The following is a 22,575-nucleotide window of genomic DNA, read 5'->3' on the forward strand; positions in this document are numbered from 1 at the left end:
ATCACGCGGTGAAAGCTGGCCGCGGTCGGCGGTGGGTGTCCGAGGGGCGAGTTGCTCACTATCCACAACGCTTATGCTCGTCTGAGCTGTCATATGAGCTGCCCAGGCGTCGTCCGGTCAGGCTCGATGGCCAGCCTCTTGTTCCTCGGACCCGTACGGCTGGGCTTAGGGGAATGCCTATGGACAGTGGCTTCGTTGTAGCGGTCTCCATCGTCAACAAGGGCAATGCACTCCTCTCGCCGTGGGCCTGCCTGGGCGTTCTCCGCTGGTCAGCGTTTTTCTTACGGTCGCGACGGCGGCCATGCCCAGCATGGGGGCCGTGTCACCGTGACGGCCGCAGACTGGAACATGGCCTGGCTTTGAACGGCGACTTTAACCATGCCCACCCATCACTTCGACCTCCGTGCTCAACGGTGCGCCCGCTACGATGCCGGCTAATCTCCAGGCAGAATGGTCAAATGGATTCGTTTGACTTGGGCCGTCTGAGTGCCTACGACTTCGAGGTGGTCTGCCGGGACCTGTTTGAGGAGATCTTGGGCTTGAAGATCGAGATCCACGTCCCCGGTGCGGACCATGGGATCGACCTTCGGCACATGGCCGACGACGGAGGTTCGTTAGTGATCCAGTGCAAGCACTGGATCCGCAGCGACAGGTCCAAACTGCTTGCCAACATGCGCGACAAGGAGCGTGTCAAGATCGCTGACCTGCGGCCTGCCCGGTACATCCTTGCCACGAGCATGGGGCTGAGCGTAGACGCGAAAGAAACCCTTCTTAGGGACCTTGCGCCGTACGTCCACAGCACAGGTGACCTGTACGGCGTGGAACAGCTCAGGGAGGAACTACGCAAGCGCCCTGCACTCGTGCAGCGTCACCTTCGGCTGTGGCTGAGCAGCACTGCCGTCCTGCAGACGGTCCTGAATCAGGATGCACTGATCCGTTCCGAAGACCTGGTAAGTGAACTCGACGACGCCGCGAAGACGTTCGTCCCGACTCCCACCTTCGACGTGGCCCGGCAGCTTCTCGAGCGGGAGTCGATCTGTCTGCTGGCGGGCATCCCCGGGATCGGCAAGTCGACGATCGCAAAGATGCTCGCCCGTCTCCAGCTGGCACAGGGCTACCAGGTGATCGATGTGACGCGGGAAATCGGGGAGATCGATAAACTGTGGCTCCCGGACACCCCGCAACTATTCTTCTACGACGACTTCCTTGGCGAGATCGCTCTTAACCACCACCTCGGGAAGAACGAGGACCGCCAGTTGCTCAGGGTCCTGCGCCGAATCCGAAAGACGCCGGGGAAGCTGTTGGTTCTCACCACGCGCGAATACATCCTTCGAGAGGCCAAGCGCCGCCACGAGATCCTGGACGACGGTGACCTCGAGCCGCTCACGTGCGACGTCGGAGCGGACGCTTACAGCATGGAGATCCGGGCCGGGATCCTGTACAACCACGTCTACTACGCCGATATCTCGGCCGCTGAGAAGCGGAAGTTCGCCGTCCCGTCGCAGTGGCACAAGCTCCTCTGGCACCGCAACTTCAGTCCCCGGCTCGTAGAGAACACCCTGCGCCTCGCTGGCCGCGACGGCACCAAGGAAGTGGCCGAAGCCCTGCACCTCAACTTCGAGAACCCCGAGCGGATCTGGGCACGTGTCATCGAGCAGCAGCTCGCCGCCTCCGCCGTCCACCTGCTTGAGGTGCTGTTCACCTTCGGTCGGACCACGGAACTCGACGATCTCCACGACGCCTGGCGCAGCTATCGCGTGGCCCTGAGACAGCCAGACGACCGCCGACTGTTTCACGATGCGGTGAAGGTGCTCGACGGCTCAATGATCGAAACCTTGCGCCAGTTCGACCCGACCGGGTTTGAGCGCGAAAGCGCTCCCGTCATCGCAACCTTCCACAACCCATCCGTACGTGACTATCTGCTGAGCCGCGTCCAATCGAAGCTAGTCCCTCTCGACGAGTTGCTCGGAACGATCACCGACGCTCCCCGTCTTCACCACCTAGTCTCACTCGCTTCCCTACGTCCCCAGAGCGTCCTGCGGGACGGGTTGCGCACGCGCGTCGGCGACCTGACGGATTTCTTCCTCCGCGACTACGCAGAAACCGAGAGACCGTCCTTCGAGGAGGCGTTGGAAGACGACGACTGGGTCGACGAAGACGAGGACGGCAGCTGGACGAGCGACCTGGACTACTACTTGAAGATCGCGATCGTCATCGATTCCCGCGACCTGGCCGAATTCGTCACGGACAAGATCAAGAACGCGGATTCCATTCGAATTGGCGACTGCGAACCACGTCATCTCGTCAACCTTGCCGCCCATCTCGCGGCGACCGAGCTGGTCCCGGCGGAGCAGCGTCTTCAGCTGGGGCACAAGCTGCTCGACGAGGCCATCGCCGACAGGTCGCGCGCGCAAGGCCAGCTCGGACAAATGTGGTCGGACCTCACCGAGCTGGCGGAGCTGCTGACCGATCTGAAGGTACCGGGAGCTTCCGAGCGCCTGCGGACCATCCACGAGGACATGACCGACGTAGTGCTCGGCGAACTCCGTGCATGGCAGGTTAACGATCTCGCACGGAGGGCATACATCTCCCGTAACGGCGACTGGTGGGATCTGGCGGAGGCCTTGTCGTTCATCGAGGCCGAAGACCTGCCCGAAGAGCTGCGTTCCGCACACATCATCGCGACGGCCGCGGCCCAGGCGGCTATTTCGACCGCACCCTCGACACCGATAGCCAGAGAGCTGCCGTCGACGAATAGGCCGCCCGTTCATGTCGGAGAGCCGGCTCTCGACGAGACGCTTCGCAGCCTGCTCGAAAACCTCGAATAAGCCAGGACTCCCCGCATAAAGTCCACCAGCCGGTGCTGCACCGGGCTGTGGGTGTGCGTCGAACGCCACCTCAGCCAGCTCGATATTGCTACTTCGGCATGGAATGAAAATCGGTTGCCGTAGCTGAATTTGATGTCAGAGATAGGTAAGCAGCGCTACATCGGCTCCGGTTAGCCCAACTACTTGTCGCAAGCTCGGGTGTTGTTGTGCGCCTCCAGTAGCCGCAGGGCGTGGGCGCTGGTAGTGATTTTGTTGCTGGCGCGGAGACAGATGACCTGGGTGACAATCACCTGGGTCGCGGTGAGTGTGACTGCGGCGAGCGCCACGATGACCGCGCACCAGGCAGGTAAGGCTGAGTAGAGGGCCGCGCCGGCAGTGGCGGAAGTGAGCAGTGTGATCGGTTTCGTGCTCATGTTCACCACCTCTCGTGTCGTCGCCTCCGCAGGGCCGGTCGGCGTGATTCCACGATGGCGGCGTTCGCCTCGCTGGGCAGCACATCCATCGAGTACCGCACAGACGTGGGCGATGGATGGCTCTCGACAGGGAGCTGGTCCGCTGGTAGCGGGTTGGGTAGGTACAGATGTCGGCCGTGGCAGTGATAGGTGGGAAGCTATGGCGATGGTGCAGTCGGACCTCGTCGCCGGTCAGAAGTTGCGTGCGCTCCTGGTCGGGTTCAAGGACCGCTCCGGTCTGACCTACGAGAAACTCGCGGAGCTGGCCTCGTGCAGCCGGGGAACGGCCGAGAACTACATCGCCAAGGCCGGTCACCGGCGCTCGGACGGAATCCTCGCCTCGCTGCTGTCCGTGCTCGGGGTCACCCGCGATGAGCGCGACGAGGCTATGCGCCTGCACCGGCTCAACAGGTCCTGCTCGACCGATCCGGCGACGGTGGAGTGGGCTGCGTCCGCAGCGGAGGCGGATTGCACGGTGTGGGAGATGGAACATTTCACGCCTGCCGAGGCGACCGTGCATCCCGCGATCACGCGCAGCCAAGGTCTCGCCTCAGCCCTGAACGTCGTCTCCCCGCCTCCCTCGTACGTGCTGCGGGATCATGACGCGCTGTTGCACGCGGACATCACGGCTGCGGCCCGCGGCGAACTAGCCGCGATGATCGCGCTGCGTGGTGGACCGTCGACAGGGAAAACCCGATCGCTGTTCGAGGTCGTTCACGCTCTCGGACCGCGGTGGGCGGTAGTCCGCCCCAGGTCTGCGTCGGCGCTGCGTGGCCTGGCTACGTCCGGCCTGCTGCACCGGCGGCGATGCGTGCTGTGGCTGAACGAACTGCAGGCCTTCCTCGGCCCCAACGGGACGGGATTGTCGTTGGATGTGCTGCGTGACCTGTTCGCCGTCCCCGGCGAACGCGACGGCGGGAAGCGCCGACAACGGCAGCCTCTGGTTGTGGTGGCAACGTTGTGGCCGGAGAAACTCCGCGACACCACCACGGCTGGCGAACAGGTCAGCGACAACCGTGACCTCCTTGTCACCTCCAACCAGTGGGTACGCTGGCACGATGTTCCCCGCGATTTCTCCCGGCGTGAACGCGACAAAGCCCGCGCCCTCGCGGCCAGCGACGGCCGCCTCAGAGCCGCACTCGACAACCCCGACCGGATCGGATTCGCTCAAACCCTCGCCGGCGGGCATGAGCTCCTCCAGCACTACCTCACCGTGCCGAACTACATGGACCAGCTTGTCCTGGACGCCGCCGGTGACGCCCGACGCCTCGGTCACACCAGCCCTTTGTCCCTTCCGATGCTGCGCGCGATCGCCACGGCCCTGTGGCGGGAGGAACGCGGCCAGACCAGTCCGCCCTCGGGGTGGTTCGACACCGCGATCGCCCACGCTTCGCAGCCCCTGCGTTCCACCCGAGGCGTCCAAGCCCTCATCCCGCTCGACAACGCCGACCTCCACAACGCCGAAGCCGAGGAAGTCACCTACGAACTGGCCGACTATCTCGAGCACTATCTCCGCTACGACCGCCGAACCCATACCGTCACCGACGCAGTCTGGGACGCACTACGTCAGCACGCCACACGCACCGTCGACATCGTTAACCTCGCGAGAGGCGCGATAAATCGGGGCCACTTCCAGCATGGTGAGGCTCTCTATCGCGCCGCCGGCACCCCCGAGGCGCTCCTTGAATTCGCTCGATGGCGCGCGGCGCGACCGGGACAGGAGCAGGAAGCGGAGCGGATCTACCGCGAAGCGATAGCCACCGGTCACCCTGACGCCCTTGTCGCGTTTGCTCGCTGGCTGGAGAGCCACCCTGGCCGTGAGGACGAGACCGAGCAGGTCTACAGGGAGGCCATTGCCGCCGGCGTCCCTGCGGCGCGTATCGAGTTCGCATGGTGGCTCAGGGAACAGATGGACCGAGAGGACGAGACTGAGCTGGTCTACTGGGATGCCGTTGCTGCTGGTGACCCGTCCGCGCTTCTGGCCTTTGCCAGTTGGCTGGAGTTGCAGCCTGGCCGCGAGGTGGAGACCGAGCACTTCTATCGGGGTGCCGTCGCCGCCGGACTGCCCGATGCTCGCACCGCGTTCGCTGTCTGGTTGGCGAGCCAGCCTGGCCGCGAGGGCGAGACTGAGCAGGTTTACCGAGACGCCATTGTCGCTCGTGACCTGATGGCGCAGATGGCGTTCATCAGTTGGATGAGCGAACAGCCCTGCCGCGAAGACGACACCGAGCGGGCCTATCAAGACGGCATTGCGGCTGGCTATCTTGGCGTGCTCTTGGCCTTCGCGATGTGGCTGGCGAAGCAGCCTGGTCGCGACGTGGAGATCGAAGGAGTCTTCCGTGACGCGATCGCTACGGGCCACCGGCACGCTTTCAGCTCGTTCGTATTTTGGCTGGGAGAGCAGCCTGGCCGTGACGACGACATTGAGTCGGTCTATCGGGACTATATCGCCTCCGGTGACCCCGAGGCATACACCTCGTTCGCCGGATGGCTAGCCAAACAGCCAGATCGTAAAGAGGAGACTGAACGGGCCTACCAAGACGCGATCGCCACCGGTGACCCCGACGCGTACACCGAGTTCGCAGAGTGGCTGGCGGAACAGCCCGGCCGCGAGGACGACACCGAGCGGGTCTACCGGGACCACATCGCCACCGGCCACCCCTACGCACTCACCGCGTTCGCAGAGTGGCTCGGCAAACAACCCCGCCGCGAAGAGGACAGGGCGCGACTGCTTCGCTCCGGGCTGATCGGCTGAGGCATCGCAACTAGTCACATACCGGACCCGTCGCCAGCGGGCCGGGCGGAGGTAGGTTCAGTGACATGCGGCCTGACGGCTCGGGTGCAGGTATTCGACGCGGCAGACCCAGGTGAACAGTGCCCTGGTCGAGTCCAGCTCGGTCCATTGCTTCAGCTCGATCAGGATCGCGGTCACTCCGCCGTCGCTGTGGGATCCCAGCAGAAGGGCGTCGACTCGCTGTCCGCTTCCTGGCAGTTCGTACTTGAGGAACCCGACGAAACCAGCGTCCCAGTCCGCGTCACCTGACGGACGCCTCCATCGTCGCCACGAGACCGAACCCCGGCTTGCGGTCTGCGGTGAGTTCCTCCTTCTCGGGGAAGATCCAATTAGCTCCTGACCAGGCGTTTCCTTTGTTTCTGCAGGTCTGCGGTCTCTCGATCCTCCTCGTTGGCGCGGTTTCGGACGCGTTTCGACGCGTTCCGGTCGCCTGATTAGCCCCGAAAGGCGCCAATCACGGCGCACGCCTTGAGGACCGGTGAGGACGCAGAACTCGTGCGCCACGCCGAGGACGTCCTGGCACCGCTCGCCTCTGAACCCCCGCGAAACGCGCGCGAGGGCCTCATGCTGTAGATCCAGGGCGGCGTAGGCGTCTGACCTGCGCTGATACGGCTACTGGCCTTCGGCGGTACGTGGCGGGTTCACAACAGGAGAGAACACGTCGTTTATGAGTGAGCGGGCGCGCTCGTGGGCTTGCTCGAACAGGTGGGCCGTAGGTCTCCCCGGAACTCCCGGACGCGTCTGTCGCGCCGGGTCACTTCGATCTCCCCGCCCGTCGAAAGGGCGCCCGGGGAGAAGCCATGCGCTACTTGAGCACGTTTGGCTTTTGTCCGGTGTAGATGGCGGGCTGGTTCATTTTGTGTCCGAGGTACCAATTCTCACCGTCTGCATCCGTCCAGTGGATCCGGAATGCGGTCATTACGTCAGTTTGTTTCATAACGGCACTAAGCTCCTGACTACTCCTGTTGGGAGCACGTCCACATGCCGCTTGGCCGGAACGTCAGAAACTGACGCATAGGACGGCCACACCTCGAAATTCAGGTCTAGGACCGCCCGGTCGCTGTGGTTGTGGATTTTCACCCACGCTCGCGTATTGAGGTCATTAGACTGGCCTGAGTCTCGCTTCTTGTAGTCCTTGTTCTCAAGAACAATCAATCGGGCTTGTTTAAGCAATCGTGCTTTGGCCTCCGCCTTCTTTTCTCTTTGATCCATCGCGCGTTGGACGAGATTCTGGATCGCCACGGTAATTGCCGCGACGGCCGCCGTTGCTGTGGCGATCGTGCTGGCGATTTGCCACCCGGTGATGGGAGTGCTCTGTGCGACTGCTGTGCCGAGGTTCATCGCAACAGAATAGAGCGACGTGCAGCTTGAGCACGGGCGCCACGACGGTCTCCTGTCACGCTGGCCGCGCTGACGCTGTTCGTCATTTTCTGCCATAACGTTTACCCAGGGCGCCGAACTCTTCCACTTTATTTCGGCATCGATCGCGTCGATCGCGGCCAATATGACGAAGGCGAGTGCGAGCGAACCCGCAGATGTCCAAGCGGGAACTGTTCCCAGTACGATGGACAACCTGAACGTCCGGCTCTTCACCGAGACGTGGGCCTCGAGCTAGACCTCGTTCGGGTCAAGCTCGATATGGCCCCGATCTACCGTGGAGGCCTTGGTCGCTTCCGTCTTGGAACTGGCCACTTCGGCGCAGGCTGACTGGTAGGCGTAGTTCCAAGTTCCTGGCGCGAACACGCCGATGTAGATATGGCCGCCTCCAGCCGTCGGTTTGATCAAGTACAAGTGGCCGCCTTCTTGCTTGACCGTGGTGGCGTCCTTGAACGTGAACGTTTTCGATTCCGCGTGAACTTCGACGACCATGTGATCACTCCTAGGCCGAGATCGCTGCGGAACGCCACCACGAACACAGTTCTCGCTAATCGCCCCGCGGTTCGCCGCCTATGGGGTGGAGCTCTGAGTGCCGGAGCTTGGCGGTCGGTTTGACCCGCGGAAGCCACCGCACAAGATGCTGATGAGCGTGCTCGGCGGCATGAGTGAGTCGGAGCGGCAGCACGTTCAGGCTCGGGTGAGGGTTGCGATGGATGCACAGGTGCTGAACGAGGGGCGGCATCAGGGCGGCCGTGCCCCGTACGGCTACGTGGTCGTGGACGGCGGACCCTCATCCGAACCCCAGGAAGGCTGCGGAGGGTTTCCGGCTGCGGGTGCTCGCGATCGACGAGCCTGCTGCCGAGGTCGTGCGGCGGATCTTCGCCGAGTACCTCGACGGGAAGGGCGATCGAGCGATCGCGAACGGGCTCAACCTCGATGGGATTCCGTGCCCTTCGGCTCGGCGGCCGGAGCAGAACCGGCATCGGCTCGCCGATGGATGGCGGGGCAGTACGACGCGATCGATTCTGGAAAACCCGCGTTACACCGGGTACGCCACCTGTTCGTTGCATCCCTGCACAGGATGCGTATTCATGCGACGGACCATAGCTCCGCCTAACGATGAAGCGCCAGCGTGTTGTCTGGGTCCGCGTCCCGGGGCGGCTCCAGTAGGATGCACATTGGTGAAATGGCGCGCCTGACCTGCTGATACCGACTCCAGCAGCAACTCCAGCAGTTTTGCGCAGTCCTGAGACAGCCTCACGGTCTCCAGGTGGTCTCCCCGTCCTCGTCTCGCCAGGCCCGGTGGAGGAGTTTGGGCCGCACCGGGTCGAACGCCAGCTGGAGTACTTCGCACGTTGCCGGAAGATAGGACAGCGGTTCATCGCCGTCGTCCTCCTGCGGCGGGTAGACCGCGGCCAGCAGGTCCTCGATGGCCGTTCTCGCCGGTTCATGCGCGCAGCCTTGATGGCGAGCACGCCCACCAGCCGGGCGATACGTTCCGCGCGTGTGGTCTCGGGCGGCAGCTCCCTCACGCCGGTTCCCGTCGGACGGGAGAGCGAGAGCCATCGCTGGTCGGCGCTCATGAGCACGTGTCGCAGGATCGTCAGGTCGTTGGTGACGTCAGGCCTGATTTCGGTGCCCGCCAGCTCGGTCAGCCTGCGCCCGGCCAGCCCATCCGCGACGACAGCGAACACGGGGGCGGAGCCGCGAGCCATGGCAGCCCGCAGTGCCTGGTCGTAGATCTCCGCGAATCGGCGACGCGGTGCACACACCCAGCAGGTCATCTAGGGCGCGGTACGCCGTCACCGCTTGCTCGAATAGTTCGGCTGGCCGCGGCCTGGACTCGCGGCACAGGCGAAGGCGTCCGTGGCGATCGCGCGGACGGATTCTGGCCAAATAAGGTGCCTCGGCCCGTGGTGCGGGCCAGTTTACCGGCGCGGGCCCACGGTTGTAGTGATCGTCCGGTCACTACCTCTCGACACCGCGTCGGCTCGGAGGGCAGCCACGTATTCCTCGATTTCTGCTCGCTCCGGCAGGTTCGCGTCGGTGGCGATGACCAGCGCGCGTTGCCAGTAGGACAGAGCCTCGGCAGGGTCGCCCTGTTTCACGGAGATCCTGCCGAGCCCCTGGTATGACTGGGCGGCTTTGTAGGTCTGCCCGCTTTCCCTGATGAGCCGCAGCGCGTGCCGAAAACACTCAGCCGCAGATTCGAGATCGCTTGACTCTTCGTGGATCTCCCCGAGGACGTTCATTGCCTGACTCTCGACGTCCCGGTCGCGGATAGTGCGCGCGATCACAAGGGATTCGCGACCCCGTTCCAGTGCTTCGTTGGTGTCACCGTTGCGGCGCAGGCAATCCGCGAGAATGTACAGGCTCCGCGCTTCGGCTTCCTTCGCGCCGATCCGCCGGGTGAGTGCGAGCGCATCCAGAAGGTGTCTCCGCGCCACTGCGAGCTTACCGATCAAGGTGTATGTCCACCCGACATTGAGCAGACCCATCGCCTCGGCATAGTGGTTGTCCTGGCCGGAGATCATGCCGAGCGCGTGCAGGTGGTATTCCGCAGCCTCGTCGTACCGGCCGGTCTTGGTGAGCGCCACACCGAGATTTGCCAGCACCGACGCCCGGTCGAACGGAGCCGCGGCCTCATCGAGCGCATCGAGTGCCGTTCGCAGGGTCGCGATCGCCTCGTCGTACCGGCCGAGCCGGATGTATATGGTGCCGACATGTCGAAGCGTGCTCGCTTCGCCGTCCGAGTCACCGAGTTCCCTGGCGATGGCGAGCGCCTCCCGCAGCCCGCGCTCGGCTTCCTCGTAGCGGCCGATGCCGAGCAGGGCGACGCCGAGGTTGCACCGCAGTGTCGCCTCAGCGGCCCGGTGCCCGCCCTCTCGCGCAGCGTCCAGTCCATGCGCGTAGATGTCCAGCGCGTCGTCGAGATACCCATTCCGCAGCAACAACGGGCCTACTGTCAGCGGTAGGAGGCGAGCTTGGTTGAGTAAACCGGCGGCGAGTGCGCCGCCGGCGATCGCAACCAGGTTCCGATGTTCCGCGGCGAGCAGACTTTTCGCTTGCCCTAATACCTTCTCCGCCGAGGTGGCCAGTTCGACATAGTGAGTGGTGAGTCGCTCGATCGCGGATCGCCGCTCGGCCTGCGACTCCTCTTCCTCTGCCACTTCCTGTGCATGCTGACGAACCAGGTCGTGAAAGTGGTATCGGCCGGGTTTGTGCTGGGTCAGTAGATGCACGTCGAGTAACTCCTCCAGTAGTGCCTCCACATCCTGGGAAGGTGCGTTCAACAGCGTCGCTGCGGCGCCGGAGTCGAAATCTGACCCAGGGTGGAGCCCGAGCAACCGGTAGAGTCGTCGCTGGTGATCGGTGAGGTGCCGATAGGAGACGGTGAACGCGGCCCGCACGCTCTGGTCTGCCGTGGACAGTTCGGCGAGTCGTCTTCGTTCGTTGGCCAGCCTGCTCGAAAGATATTCAATAGTCCACATCGGACGGTGGCGTAGCCGGGACGCGGCGATCCGGATGGCGAGCGGCAGACGGCCACACTGGGCTACGACGGTGCGGAGCTGATCCGGCTCGTGGTCGACTCGGTCCTGCCCGGCGATTCTGCGGAACAGTTCGATCGCCTCGTTCTCCGGCATCGGCTCGAGCGGAACCGGTGTCGATCCCTCCAAAGTGGACAGCCGACGTCTGCTGGTGATGATCGCCTGCGCACCTGGTGAGCCGGGAAGCAGGGCACGCACCTGTGCGGCGTTCGCGGCGTTGTCCAGCACGATGATCATCCGACGGCCCGCCAGCTCGGAGCGCCACCTGGCGACCTTCGACTCCACGTCGTGTGGCACCTGTTCGGGTGGCAGGCCGATGCTGCGCAGCAACAGATCCAGCGCCGCACCGATCTCCAGGGGATGTTCACCGGGGGTGTAGCCGTGTAGGTCGACGAATAGCTGTCCGTCGGGATACCGGTCGGCCAAATGGTGCGCGACACGGACGGCGACGGTGGTCTTGCCGACGCCGGCCATGCCGTCGACGGCGGTGATGACGAGCGCGGTGTCGTCGGCCGATCCCTCCGCCGCGAGCAGTCGATCGATCTCTGCGCTCCGGCCGGTGAAGTCCGCGATGTCGTGCGGCAGTACGCACGGCCGGATCGCGTCGAAGTAGGGAGCCGGTCGGCGGTGGGCCGTCGACGGGGCTGGCGGCTCCAGCCCCGGATCGCCGCGCAACATCCGCTGATGCAGGTCACGCAGTTCCGGTCCCGGGTCGACTCCGAGTTCGTTGGCCAGCCTTGTCCGAGTACGTTCGTAGAGGGCCAATGCCTCCGACTGCCTGCGGCAGCGATAAAGCGCCAGGATCAGCTGGTAGTTGAATCTCTCACGGAGCGGATTCGCCGTGGTCAGTTCGGTGAGTTCGGAGATCAGCGTGTCTGCTTCTCCGCTCTCCAGCCGGAGATCGACCAGCAGTTCCCTGGCTTCCAGCCGCTGCTCGTTCAGCCGGGCGGCAGCCGCGTCGATGAATCGCCCGCCGAGGCCGGCCAGTGCTGGACCTCGCCAAAGACCCAGCGCTGCCTGAAGCTGGGCGATGGCCGCTATTCGCTCGCCCTGTGATGATGCTTCGCGAGCCTCTGCGTGTGCATATGCGAATCGGTGTGCGTCGACACGATCCTTAGCGATGTCCACGCGATAGTGTGCGCCGTCCGTGACTACCAGTGACCGGGCCGGGCCAAGATGCTTGCGCAGGGCCGCGATGGCGTTGTGTACCTGTCGCCGCGCGGTGTCCGGCGGAGCGTCCTCCCAGAGCACGTCGATCAGGTTCGAGGTGGTGAGTACACCTCCGCCGGCGAGCAACAGTGCGGCGAGCAACTTGTCTTGTCTGCCACCGCCAAGATGGCACCGCTCGCCCTCGAGGACCACCTCGAGCGGCCCCAGCAATCGGAACTCGGCGACACCCGCCTGCGCGTTATCCCCCATGCACCCCAGTATTCAATACCGAGCATGGCTTGCGAGTCTGGTCCGGCGCTATTAGGCCGACCGGGTGCACTGCCGCAGGCCCCGGGGCCCACGGCAGTACCGTCCCCGAACCTCAGCAGTGATTCAACCAGCACATCGAGGCCAGGTTGGCCGTTTCACTCGCGGAACCCGCGGACATCACCGCAGGAACCGCGAGGGCTCCGATGACCGCAAGCGCGGCGAAGAATGCTCTCAATCGTGCGATTCGCATGACCGGTACCTCCCAGATCGTGTCATTGACGAACCACCGCATCCTGGAACAGGCCGCTATCGAACCGATATCGGAGCTACCTCGGCCGAGGGCCCGTTCCAGTACCGGCCACGCCAGAACACCAGCGGCGACACCTCGTCGCGCAGATCGCCGAGCGCCCGCACGCCGGCAACGACCAGCACGTGATCGCCCGCGGGTACCAACGAGTCCACCACGCAGTCGAAATAGGCCACACTGGCCGAGAGCACGGGTGAACCAGTGCACAGAGCGGGCTGCCAAGTGATCCCGGCCAGTGACCGCTCGTCTCGGAGGCGGTCCGGGCTGGCGAACCGCCGCGAGTCGGGTTGTTGCGCGTCGGACAGCACGCTGATCGCGAACCCGGTACCGGGGGCGACATCGGCCAGCCACCGGCTGCCCGCGCGCACTGACACCAGAACCAGGGGCGGTTCGAGCGATACCGGGAGAAATGAGTTCGCGGTCATCACGCGGGGTTCGCCGCGGACGATCGTGCAGAGCACCGTCACGCCGGTGACGAAATACCCGGCGATTTGACGAAACCGTTCGGGCTCGACCGGTGCGGGGCGCGCGGACGCGTGTGCTCGCCCGCTCACCCGGCGCCGTCCAGCCATCGCAGGAGTGCGGGAAAGACCCGGCGTGCGCCGGCGTCGGTGCGCACCCCGTGTCCTTCGCCGGCTAGCACCACGACCTCGGAGCCCGACGCGAGCCGATCCGCGTGTCGGGTCACCGCCTCGACCGGGATGCGCTGGTCGCTTCGCCCGTGTGCGACGAAGTGTGGTACCGCGGCCGGAGGGCGGTTTGGCGCGAACTGGGTGCCAGGTGCGCCGAGGAATGCGGCGACGCCGGGGTGTACCGCTCCGTCGAGGTCGGTCGTCGCGAAGAACCCGCCGAGCAGGAAGACCGCCTTGATCGCGGCGGACTCGGCCGCGGTGCGGGCGGCGAGGTAGCCACCGTAGCTGCGACCGCCGAGCACGACTGGGCCGATGGCGAACCGGCGGACGACCGCGAGTACATCCGCGACATCGTCGTCACCGTAGCGAACCGGGCGCGGCGGACGCAGCGACGGATCGAGTACGCCGCTGCCGCGCAGGTTCGGCAGCACGACCCGCCAGCCGGCGAGGACCAGTGAGTCGGCGAACGGAGACCACGTCGCCACGTTCATCCCGTTCGGTCCGCCGTGCATGAGCACAATGGTGCCCCGCGGCGGCTGGTCCGGCTCGTACCACAGGCAAGGCAGGCGACACGCGGGCCCGTCGATCACGACCGCCCGCGCGGGCGTAGGTATCTGACACGAGCCGGGGGCAACGGACAGGCGCGCTGCCTGGCAGATCCGGTCCACCGCCACGAGTTCGAGCCGCCTCGGCTGCTCGGTGGAGGTCCAGCAGAGGCCGACCACGTCGCCAACTCGACGGACACCGGATACAACGAGGTCCGCACCTTCCAGTGCCGCCCTCACCGCTCCCGTCGTCACGTCCCAGCGGAAGAGCTGCCGGGACGGCCAGTGCTCCCTGGTCACGAGCAACTCGTCACGGCTGAGCCAAGGACCCAGTTCGACCACGTTGTCGAGGCGCGCCGGAGTTCGGCCGTCCTCATGACAGAGCACCGCGCGGCTCCATCCATTCTTGCTGAGCACCGCGACTCTGCCGGGAAGGTCGGGATTGCGCCGGAAGGTCCGTGCCTCCGGCGCGGCCCGAAGCGGCGTGCCGTCGGTCGGCACCCGGAGCAGCCTGCCCGATTCACCGGCCGGATCGTCGAACACCTCACAGGTCAGGTCGGAATCCGTCCATTGCGGACGCCGATACCAGCAACTTCCGCTGGTTAGCTGCCGCCAGCCGGTGGTTTCCGGTACCGCGAGATGTCGACCCGACCACGCGTCGGTGCTCACCACTGGTCTGCCGCGGGCGTCCAGCGCGAACGCCGGTTCGAAGCCGTCGAGCTGAGCCTTGGCGAAAGGGCGGGGTAGACCACGCACGATATCTGGTGCGCGATCCGGAAGCGGGGGGACCTGCAGGAACATCGACAGGCCCGGTCAGACGTTCGCCAGGTATTCGGGCGGCTGCTTCGCTTCGAGCACGGCGGCCAGCGACCGGTCGCCGACCCGCAGAATCACCTGGTCACCGGGTCGCCGGTCGTCTATCCACTCGTCGAAGTCCTCCATGCTGTCGAAGACGACCTGGTCCGCGGAACGGATCACGTCCCCCGGCCGGACCCCGGCGAGGTCGGCAGGGGAGCCGGAGCGCACCTTGGAAACCAGGATCCCGTCGCCTTCGGTGACCCCGACCGGCACCACGCCGAGTACCGCGCGATGGCCGATCTGGTAGTTGTTCGCCCTGCCGTCGAGGTGATCGGCGAGCAATTCGAGGTGGTGTTCCCAGCCGTGTTCCCAGCCGTCCCGTTCGAAACGGCCGATTCGGTCGTCCGGGAACCCGGCGTGGGTCAGCCGCAGCGCCGTGTGTCCGTTGTCTGTTCTGGTCAGCAGCAGGGTGACCCTACTGTCCACTTGGGACTGTGCGAGCCGTAGCAAGAGAGTGAGTCGCTCCGGCCGTTGCAGGGCGGTGATTCGGCCGACGTCCGCGGACGGCATGGTCGGCCCGGCGTCGTAGAACCAGCAGAACGCCGCACCCTGCCGCTCGGGCATGACGAACCCGGCCACCCCGAGCCATCCACGTGCCGCCTCGCCGTCGAATATCTTGTCCCACACTCGGTCCGGCGTGTGGTGGAGGACTACGTCGTGGCTCACCGGGGCGATAGTGGTGGTTTCGTTTGCAGTCATGGCGCCCTTCCTTCTTCGTCTGGTTGGCTGGTGATCCGCGCGGCGGTCACCGTGCAGGTGGCGAACAAGGCGAGCGCTGCGAAGATCCCGGCCGCCAGGAACATCGCGGCACGCAGCCCTGCGGAGGCGGCGAGCAGTCCGCCGGCCGCCGCGCCGATCGGGATGGCGCCGTAGGTGACCAGCCGGTGCACGCCGTTGACTCGGCCGAGCATCTCGTCCGGTGTCTGTGACTGCCGCAGCGATACCTGCACCACATTCCGGACGGTCACCGCGAAGCCGGTGAGTACCACGATCGCGAACGGCATCCAGGTCGCGGTCGCGAATCCCAGCAGCAGGCTGCCGCCACAGCTGATGAGCAGGGTCAGCCGGATGGTCGGCGCGGTGCCGAGAAGCCGGTCGATGCGCGGAGCGGCGAGCCCGCCCGCGAACGCGCCGACCGAGCCGCTGGCCAGCAGAAGGCTGAATCCGACCGGACCGATGCCGAAGAACTGTCCAACGAACAGGACCAGAATCGACGACTGCGCGAAGTTCGCCAGGTTGCCGCCGCCTGAGAGCACGGTCAGCGAACGCAGCAGCGGATGCCCGAGCAGCCAGCGCAAGCCCTCCGCCAGGCTCGCCCTGACGGTGCCGAAGGACATCGCGCGGGGATTGGGCACCCGATAATCGCCACGCATGCGGCGCAGCAGGGCCGCGCTCACCAGATAGCTCAACGCGTCACCGACCAGCGGGAACACCCGGTGCCAGCCGAAAAGCAGACCACCGAGCGGCGGTCCGAGAAAGTCGAGGGTCAGCGTCTGGCTGGTCATCAGCCGCGAGTTCGCGGCGCGGATCCGATCAGGATCGCGGCCTGTCATCTTCGGCAGCACCGCGACACTGCTGCTGTCGAACAGGATTCCGGCGCAAGTCAACAGGAAGGCGGCCACCATCAGCAGCGGGATGGTGACCACTCCCGCCAGCACCGTGACCGCGAGTGCCGCGGTCAGCGCGGCTCGCACGACGTCGCAGATCCACATGACCCGCACCCGATTCCACGAGTCGGCAAGTGCGCCCGCCGGGAGTGCGAACAGCACCCACGGAAGCCAGCGCACGGCCACTACCGCGGCGACCACTTTCGGATCACTGGACAACGTCGCCGCCAGCAGCGGCAGTACCACCGCGGACATGCCATCGCCCGCGTACGAGATCGTGGAGGCTCCCCATAGGTAGCGAAAGTCCGGTGCGCCTTGGATGAACAATCGGGCCATTAGCCGGCCGCCTGCTTGCCTTTCGGTACTGGTCATGACGTCGCTCCGGCGGACAGCCGCTCGGCGGCGCTGATCGAGACCGGATCGAGGTCGAGACAGAGCCGATAGGCGCGGCGGGCCGCCTCGGGACGGCGGAGCCGTTGGAGGCACAGCCCGGCTCGGAACGCACCGACCGCGCCGCGGATCGTGCCGGAGTCAGCGGCCGCGAGGAACGCCACCAGCGCCTGGTCCCAGCGTTCACGGCCGGCGAGGTAGCTACCAGCGGTGAAGCGCAGATCAGGGTCGTACGCGTCGACCCGCGTCGCAGACTCGACAATCCCGGCCGGAGCCGAGTCGCGTCCGGTGATCGTGTCCAGCTTCAGGAACGCCTCGATCACCAACGCGCGGTTCTCCCGCTGGTAATGCCTGGTGAACCGATCGTGGGCAAGGTCGGCGAGCCGGTCGTCGTGGTCAAGCGCGCTCCGCATCTCCTCTGCGCTGCGGCCATGGTCACCGCCGCGCGCGGCGATCAACGCGGCGACCCGGTGCCGCCTGCTGCGGAGGAGGTGCCAGAGCCAGTCCGGCCCGATGCCCAGCTGGGTGCTTTCCTGGTCCGCACGGTAAATCCAGCTGATCGCCGTGCTGTGATCGCGGTGCGCCCGTGTCAGTGCAGAAGCGAGCTGAATCGCCGAGGAGACACGCAGCGAGGGGTGGTCGGCGTGCTCGGTGAGCCAATCGAAGACCCGCAGCGGCGCTTTGCTCTTCCGGTCGAGCAACCGACCGGACCGGGCAACCTCGAACGCGAGCTGCTGGCCAGTGGGGTCGCCTGCCCGCACGGTGACCCGAGGCACCAGTTCGGCGACCGTGTCATGGAAGCCGAGCTGTGTGAGCAGCTGGACGAGCAGCACCTGGCGGTTCGGATCCTGTTGAGGCCAGTTCCGCACGCCAACGGCCAGCATCTGCCAGTGGGAGCCAGCCAGCGCGGGTGGCAGTGAGTCCGGTGCAGGGCACAAGTGGTCGTCCGAACGGGACTGTCGGACGAGCTGCTCGCGGGTTCCCGCGGGTGAGATGATGCTGAACCAGTTCGGTACCGCGCTTTCCATCCTGCCGGAAAGCATGGCGGCGAGCAGCGGAGCGTGCCGGGCGCGCACCGGGCTATCGATCGAATCTCTCAACTCGAACCATGGGGCCCAACGGCGGTGCAACGTCGCCGTGTCCAGGACGGCCGGGGGCGGGAAAACGATGTCGCGAATCGGAATGGTCGAGTTCCTTCGATATTGAACGCGCTCCATTTCACGCCCCCTTCGGGTGCTGCCGTCAGCTGACGGGTGTCCACATCGAATTCCGGGTCGGCGACCACAACCGTGTCCGCCGACCCGGAATCTGCGACTACCGATCATTGCGCCGGTGCATCGACCGACGCCGGAGGATCAGTACTCCTTCTCCCCGAGGACGTCGAAGTCCGTCTGCTCGATGTCCAGCTCAAAGGTGTTCTCCATGGGTAGCACCTCCTTCGGTTCGCCGGGTGGGATTCCCGTTTCGGGAACAACTGCAATATTGCGGGACCGCGGTCTATTCCAGGTCTATCGGACGGCATATCCGGTGGCGACCACCTTCGGCACGCCGCCGAAGGCGGATAGCGACAGTTCTGTGGAATCCAGCCGCGGTGCTTGCCGCAAGATGTCCCGATGCAATTCGCGGAGCTCGGCACAGGGCGAAAGGCCGAGTTCGGCATCAAGGAGAGCGCGGATCCGGGTGAACGCCGCCAACGCCTCAGCCTGTCGGCCGCTCCGGTAGAGGCCGAGCATCAGCAGTCCATGCAGGCTTTCGATCAGCGGATGATCAGTGAGGATCTGACGAAGCCCCGCGACTGCCGGCGCAGCCGCTCCGGTGGCGATCCTGGCCCTGGCGAGTGCCTGCTGGGCGACGAGCCACAGTTCGGTCAGCCAGGTCGACTGGGCCTCGGCGTGCCAGATTTCCAAATCGGCGAACGGAAGGCCACGCCACAGTCGGCAGGCACTTTCGAGACCGGCCAAAGCGGCGGAGGGTTCCCCCCGATTCAGCGCGCCCACGCCCGCCAGTACCCCATCCTCGAACAGAAGCATGTCAACTTCTTCGCGGCCGAGGTTGATCCGGTAACCGCCGCGACAGGTCTCGATCACCTCGCGGCCTTCGGCCTGGGAGGTGATCGTACGCAACTGCCAGACATAGGTTTTGAGACTGCCTGCCGCGGACTTCGGCGGTCGCTCGCCCCAGATCGTGTCGATCAGCTCATCGGTTCGAACCCAGTTTCCGTTGTCCACCAGCAGGGTGGCCAACAACGCCTGCTTCTTCTTCGACGAGATAACCAAGGGATTCCCGTTCGTGGGAACAAGATCAATCCTGCCAAGGACGCGGAACAGCATCTGGACCCCCACCGGATAGTCGCACCGTGATCGGCCGAACGCTAGATTCGGTCGCCATCAAAGTGGTATCGACGGCACGATCTTGCTGGTCAGCTACCAGGGACGGTTCCCGCTGTGGTCTGGCGGCGGGCTCGGATCGAGTCCGGGCACCAACGCCGACCAGGAGAAGCAGCCGCCACGAATGTCTCTTGAAAGGCTCGAGCCTGCGGCGTCTGGAACGTCGAAGTCGACGGCCTGGAGGAAGTTCGACACGTGCGGGTGCCATCCGGTCCACCGGGGACCGGCCGCGCACGCCGGATACCCGCGGCGGGGTAGTCCATGCCCACCGCTGGAACTCGACTCGGTCTTGGTTCGCTGGATGCTGCAGGAACGACCTCAGCGGACTGGCCAGCACTCGGAAGGCCTCGCCATGGGACGCGTCCCCAGGGGGCCACCCGATCGACAGCAGGTCAGGATCCCGACGTGGTTGATCGCTGCGTACAGCGCAGGTCAAGGAGGTGGGCGGGCTGAGATGGCTGATGCGGGCGTGTTTCACCGGGCGCGAGTGGCGCGTCGAGACAAGCGACGTGGTGCGGGAGGCAGGCGACTACGACCTAGTTTGCTACGAAGTCCACGTCGTTGGTGAACCCTGGCGTCTTCGGCAAGTTCTGCTGGGAAAGGTCTGGTGCTCTCGTCTCACACGGAAATCCGTCACACGAGATCGATAGCTGAACCTGCTGTGGTCGCAGAGCCGACGCCGCTGTGGAGATCATCGGTCAGATCTGCGAAGTCGTGGTCTCGGTCGTTGGTCTGTTTGGGCGGTGCTCGGTCGTCTTTCGTCATGGCTCAGGATGCGGTGTGGTCTCGGCTTCGGGCAGGTGGAAGGGGTCGGGATGGGCACGTTGCGTGGGGCGGAGTTTGTGCAGGCTGTGGCTGCTCGTCGCCGTGGTTCGCCGCTAGGTTCTGGTGGGTCCGGTAGAGGGTGTGAGGTTTGCTTTCTATGGGCGGATGTCGACGAGTGAGTTCCAGGATGCTCGGACGTCGCGTGCCTGGCAGCGCTCGGTGTCGGAGGAGTTGGTCGAAGGCGTTGGTGAGGTTGTTGTCGAGTTCTTCGATGAAGGCCGGTCGCGGCGATGGTCGTGGTGGGAGCGGCCGTCGGCGTCGGCGCTGCTGGCTGCTGCCGAGAGCCGGGATCGTGAGTTTGATGCTGTGGTGGTGGGGGAGTATGAGCGGGCGTTTTATGGTGATCAGTTCCGGGACGTGGTCGCTCGGCTGAATGCCGTGGATGTGCAGGTGTGGTTGCCCGAGGCTGGGGGTCCGGTGGAGCTGGACAGTCCGGTTCACCTGGCGTTGATGACGTTGCTGGGTGCGCAAGCGCAGCGCGAGGTGGCGCGGGCTCGTCATCGGGTTTGGCGGCGATGAGTACCCAGGCACGGCTACAGGGTCGCTTTCTGGGTGGGCGCCCACCGTATGGGCATCGGTTGGCCGATGGCGGGCGCCATCCGAACGTCATTCATGCGCGGTGGGGCCGGCGGCTGCATGTGCTGGAGCCGAATCCGGGTACCGCGCCATGGGTGCGGTGGATGTTCGCCGAGCGGGCTCGAGGCCGGTCGGTCGCGTCGCTGGTGCGCGAGCTGAACGACCGGGGCGTTCCCTGTCCATCGAGCGCTGATCCGACGCGGAACTCCCACCGGCCGGGAGCGGAATGGATCGCGCGGACAGTCGGAATGATCTTGGAGAATCCGCGGTACACCGGACGCCAGGTGTGGAACCGTCAGACCACGAAAGGCCACGGTGCCGATGGACGCCGTGGCGGGCGAGGTTCGGGGGCCGTGCGCCGGAACACGGTGGGAGAGTGGGAGATATCCGAGCACCTGGCCCACGCCCCTTTGGTCGACGATGCCACGTTCGTCGCTGTTCAGCGGATACGTGCCGACCGGCGGACCAAAGACGGCAGCACGCGCAAATATGCGCTGGCAGGGTGGTGGCCTGCAGGGTATGTGGTCGTCGGATGGACGCGCATTGGGTGCATGGGCGTGCGGGGGTATCGGTGCCGTCACGGCTACACCACTGCCACACCGCGGCCGGCTCATGCACCTCGCAACGTCTATGTCCGAGAAGATCACCTTCTGGAGACATTGGCCGGTCTGCTTCCCCAGGGTGGACAGGCCGACGATCACAGATCGGGCGATGTCGGCGAAGACCTTCGTCGTCAAGGTCTGGAGCTGGTCTGCGGTCAAGAAAGCCGAGAACTCCAGCCAGCCGCGGCGCACAAGGTTGTCAGCCTGCCAGTCTCGTCCGGCCAGATGACGCTTGCGTTCGAAGGGCAGCCTCACCCCGGCGATGTTTGGCCTGGGTGATGTCGTACTCGACTTCGCCTTGCTCCGCGCCGGATACCGCGTCGTCGTTGGCCCCGGCAGAGATGAACGCTCGCACGAAGGAGAGCCCAGCGGCAGACATGGTTGCCCGCGAGGCGGTGTTGACGGCCATGGTCTGGCCGAAGATGCGATTGAGCCCCAGGTCAGTGAAGCCGTAGCGGATGAGTTCTTTCGCCCCCTCGCTGGCATACCCGCAGCGCCACCGGCGACGTAACAGCCGGTAGCCCAGGTCGGCCTCCTCTGCGATGTTGGGCTGGTCCGGCCCATGCGGCGGCTGCAGAATCCACCAACCGACGAAGCCATCCTCGGCGAATCCGACCCAGAAGCCCAGGCCGGGCACCTTACGCGCGGCAGCACGCCGACGGTGATGTGCACGCTCGACCTCGGCACGGGTGAGGGCCCGGCCGGTGAGGTAACGCATCACCTCGGGATCGGAATCCAGCTCGATCTCCAACTCGAGGTGCTCATCAGCCAGTGGCACGAGCGTCAGCCGCCGGGTATGCAACATACGCTGGGTCACCCGCCGATCTTCGCAGCGTAGGCAAGCGAATAAGCCCACCGCAATGAGCGACAACGACAGGGACCTCTGCCTTCACACCGCTGCGGGCTCGGCATAGTCACAGGGTCGGGATAGGTCGATCTATGCCGAACTCGGCATAGATCGACGAGCTCGGCTATCTCGGTGCGCGGCTGGTGGCCCGGCTACCCCTCAGGGGTATATGACGCAACTCGCTCGCCTATACGCCCGGGGGGTACGTTCAGACTCTTGCGGTACCTCCTGAGGTGCTATTCTGGCCGCACCGGGGCCGTCCTCACGGCCACGTAGGCCCCCTCGCTGCCCCGGGGCCGTTGTTCTCAGTCGCGAGCAGCGCGAGTATCTGGCAGTGCTCGCGGAGCTGACGCCGGCACAGCGCTGCCACTACTTCCGAGTGTTCGGCGAGCCCTGTTCTCGGTATCGGAGGCTGTGCGCCAGTCTCGGCTGCCCTCCTCTTGCCGCGAACGCCCTCTTCTGCCGATGTGCGATTGCGGCGAATCGTGTGCTGCTACGGCGGCTTGGGATGTCCGCGTGGCTGGACGTGGCAGACTCGATACCCATGGATCACGCAGGTCCGGGCCATCTTTGGAAAGAGG

General features: G+C 65.3%; 15 protein-coding genes and 1 pseudogene. 5 read left to right on the forward strand and 11 right to left on the reverse strand.

The window, feature by feature from the left end; translation table 11 throughout:
* Nucleotides 1-458 precede the first annotated feature (458 nt).
* Nucleotides 459-1,442: pseudogene (locus DL990_RS42390) on the forward strand (restriction endonuclease); the annotation flags it as partial.
* Between the two features lie 1,565 nt (nt 1,443-3,007).
* Here DL990_RS42390 and DL990_RS13610 read toward each other — a convergent pair.
* Entirely contained in the window at nt 3,008-3,241 is a 234-nt protein-coding gene (locus DL990_RS13610; RefSeq protein ID WP_125798867.1) for a hypothetical protein, read from the reverse strand.
* Nucleotides 3,242-3,440: 199 nt separating this feature from the next.
* Between DL990_RS13610 and DL990_RS13615 the strand changes: the two genes are divergently transcribed.
* Nucleotides 3,441-6,035, forward strand: coding sequence for a helix-turn-helix domain-containing protein (locus tag DL990_RS13615; protein WP_125798868.1), 2,595 nt, complete (start codon nt 3,441-3,443; stop codon nt 6,033-6,035).
* A gap of 972 nt (nt 6,036-7,007) precedes the next feature.
* Here the strand turns inward: DL990_RS13615 and DL990_RS13620 are convergent.
* Nucleotides 7,008-7,646 carry a hypothetical protein gene (locus tag DL990_RS13620; RefSeq protein ID WP_125798869.1) on the reverse strand — a complete coding sequence of 213 codons (639 nt, stop codon included), beginning with the start codon at nt 7,644-7,646 and terminating at the stop codon, nt 7,008-7,010.
* 39 nt (nt 7,647-7,685) lie between these two features.
* Nucleotides 7,686-7,943, reverse strand: coding sequence for a hypothetical protein (locus tag DL990_RS13625; protein WP_125798870.1), 258 nt, complete (start codon nt 7,941-7,943; stop codon nt 7,686-7,688).
* A gap of 374 nt (nt 7,944-8,317) precedes the next feature.
* Here DL990_RS13625 and DL990_RS41780 point away from each other — a divergent pair, with 374 nt between their 5' ends.
* Nucleotides 8,318-8,650, forward strand: a complete 333-nt coding sequence (locus tag DL990_RS41780) for a recombinase family protein (RefSeq protein ID WP_233620467.1) — start codon at nt 8,318-8,320, stop codon at nt 8,648-8,650.
* A gap of 729 nt (nt 8,651-9,379) precedes the next feature.
* Here the strand turns inward: DL990_RS41780 and DL990_RS13635 are convergent.
* From DL990_RS13635 to DL990_RS13665, 7 genes are all read right to left on the reverse strand, one after another.
* Entirely contained in the window at nt 9,380-12,418 is a 3,039-nt protein-coding gene (locus DL990_RS13635; protein WP_125798871.1) for a tetratricopeptide repeat protein, read from the reverse strand.
* 306 nt (nt 12,419-12,724) lie between these two features.
* The gene (locus DL990_RS13640) at nt 12,725-13,279 is read right to left on the reverse strand and encodes a flavin reductase family protein (protein ID WP_158632616.1); all 555 of its coding nucleotides are present in this window, start codon (nt 13,277-13,279) and stop codon (nt 12,725-12,727) included.
* Nucleotides 13,276-14,658: an alpha/beta hydrolase gene (locus tag DL990_RS13645; protein ID WP_158632617.1), complete on the reverse strand. Its 1,383-nt coding sequence runs from the start codon at nt 14,656-14,658 to the stop codon at nt 13,276-13,278. The genes DL990_RS13640 and DL990_RS13645 overlap by 4 nt, the downstream gene beginning before the upstream one ends.
* A gap of 57 nt (nt 14,659-14,715) precedes the next feature.
* Nucleotides 14,716-15,459 (reverse strand): SRPBCC domain-containing protein, encoded by a 744-nt coding sequence (locus DL990_RS13650; RefSeq protein WP_125798873.1) that lies wholly within the window; start codon nt 15,457-15,459, stop codon nt 14,716-14,718.
* On the reverse strand, nt 15,456-16,739 hold the full coding sequence (locus DL990_RS13655; protein WP_125798874.1) for an MFS transporter: 1,284 nt from the start codon (nt 16,737-16,739) through the stop codon (nt 15,456-15,458). Before DL990_RS13655 ends, DL990_RS13650 begins: the two co-directional genes overlap by 4 nt.
* Entirely contained in the window at nt 16,736-17,833 is a 1,098-nt protein-coding gene (locus DL990_RS13660; RefSeq protein ID WP_125798875.1) for a hypothetical protein, read from the reverse strand. The genes DL990_RS13655 and DL990_RS13660 overlap by 4 nt, the downstream gene beginning before the upstream one ends.
* 432 nt (nt 17,834-18,265) lie before the next feature.
* Entirely contained in the window at nt 18,266-19,087 is an 822-nt protein-coding gene (locus DL990_RS13665; protein WP_125798876.1) for an AfsR/SARP family transcriptional regulator, read from the reverse strand.
* Nucleotides 19,088-20,074: 987 nt separating this feature from the next.
* Here DL990_RS13665 and DL990_RS41785 point away from each other — a divergent pair.
* Nucleotides 20,075-20,488: a recombinase family protein gene (locus DL990_RS41785; RefSeq protein ID WP_233620459.1), complete on the forward strand. Its 414-nt coding sequence runs from the start codon at nt 20,075-20,077 to the stop codon at nt 20,486-20,488.
* A gap of 161 nt (nt 20,489-20,649) precedes the next feature.
* Nucleotides 20,650-21,426 (forward strand): recombinase family protein, encoded by a 777-nt coding sequence (locus DL990_RS41790; RefSeq protein ID WP_233620460.1) that lies wholly within the window; start codon nt 20,650-20,652, stop codon nt 21,424-21,426.
* On the opposite strand, the gene DL990_RS13675 is transcribed toward DL990_RS41790, so the two are convergent.
* Nucleotides 21,347-21,964, reverse strand: a complete 618-nt coding sequence (locus DL990_RS13675) for a GNAT family N-acetyltransferase (RefSeq protein ID WP_125798877.1) — start codon at nt 21,962-21,964, stop codon at nt 21,347-21,349. The genes DL990_RS41790 and DL990_RS13675 overlap by 80 nt on opposite strands.
* Nucleotides 21,965-22,575 lie beyond the last annotated feature (611 nt).

Origin of the sequence: Amycolatopsis sp. WAC 01416 (assembly GCF_003947485.1) — a bacterium.
Lineage (GTDB): Bacteria > Actinomycetota > Actinomycetes > Mycobacteriales > Pseudonocardiaceae > Amycolatopsis.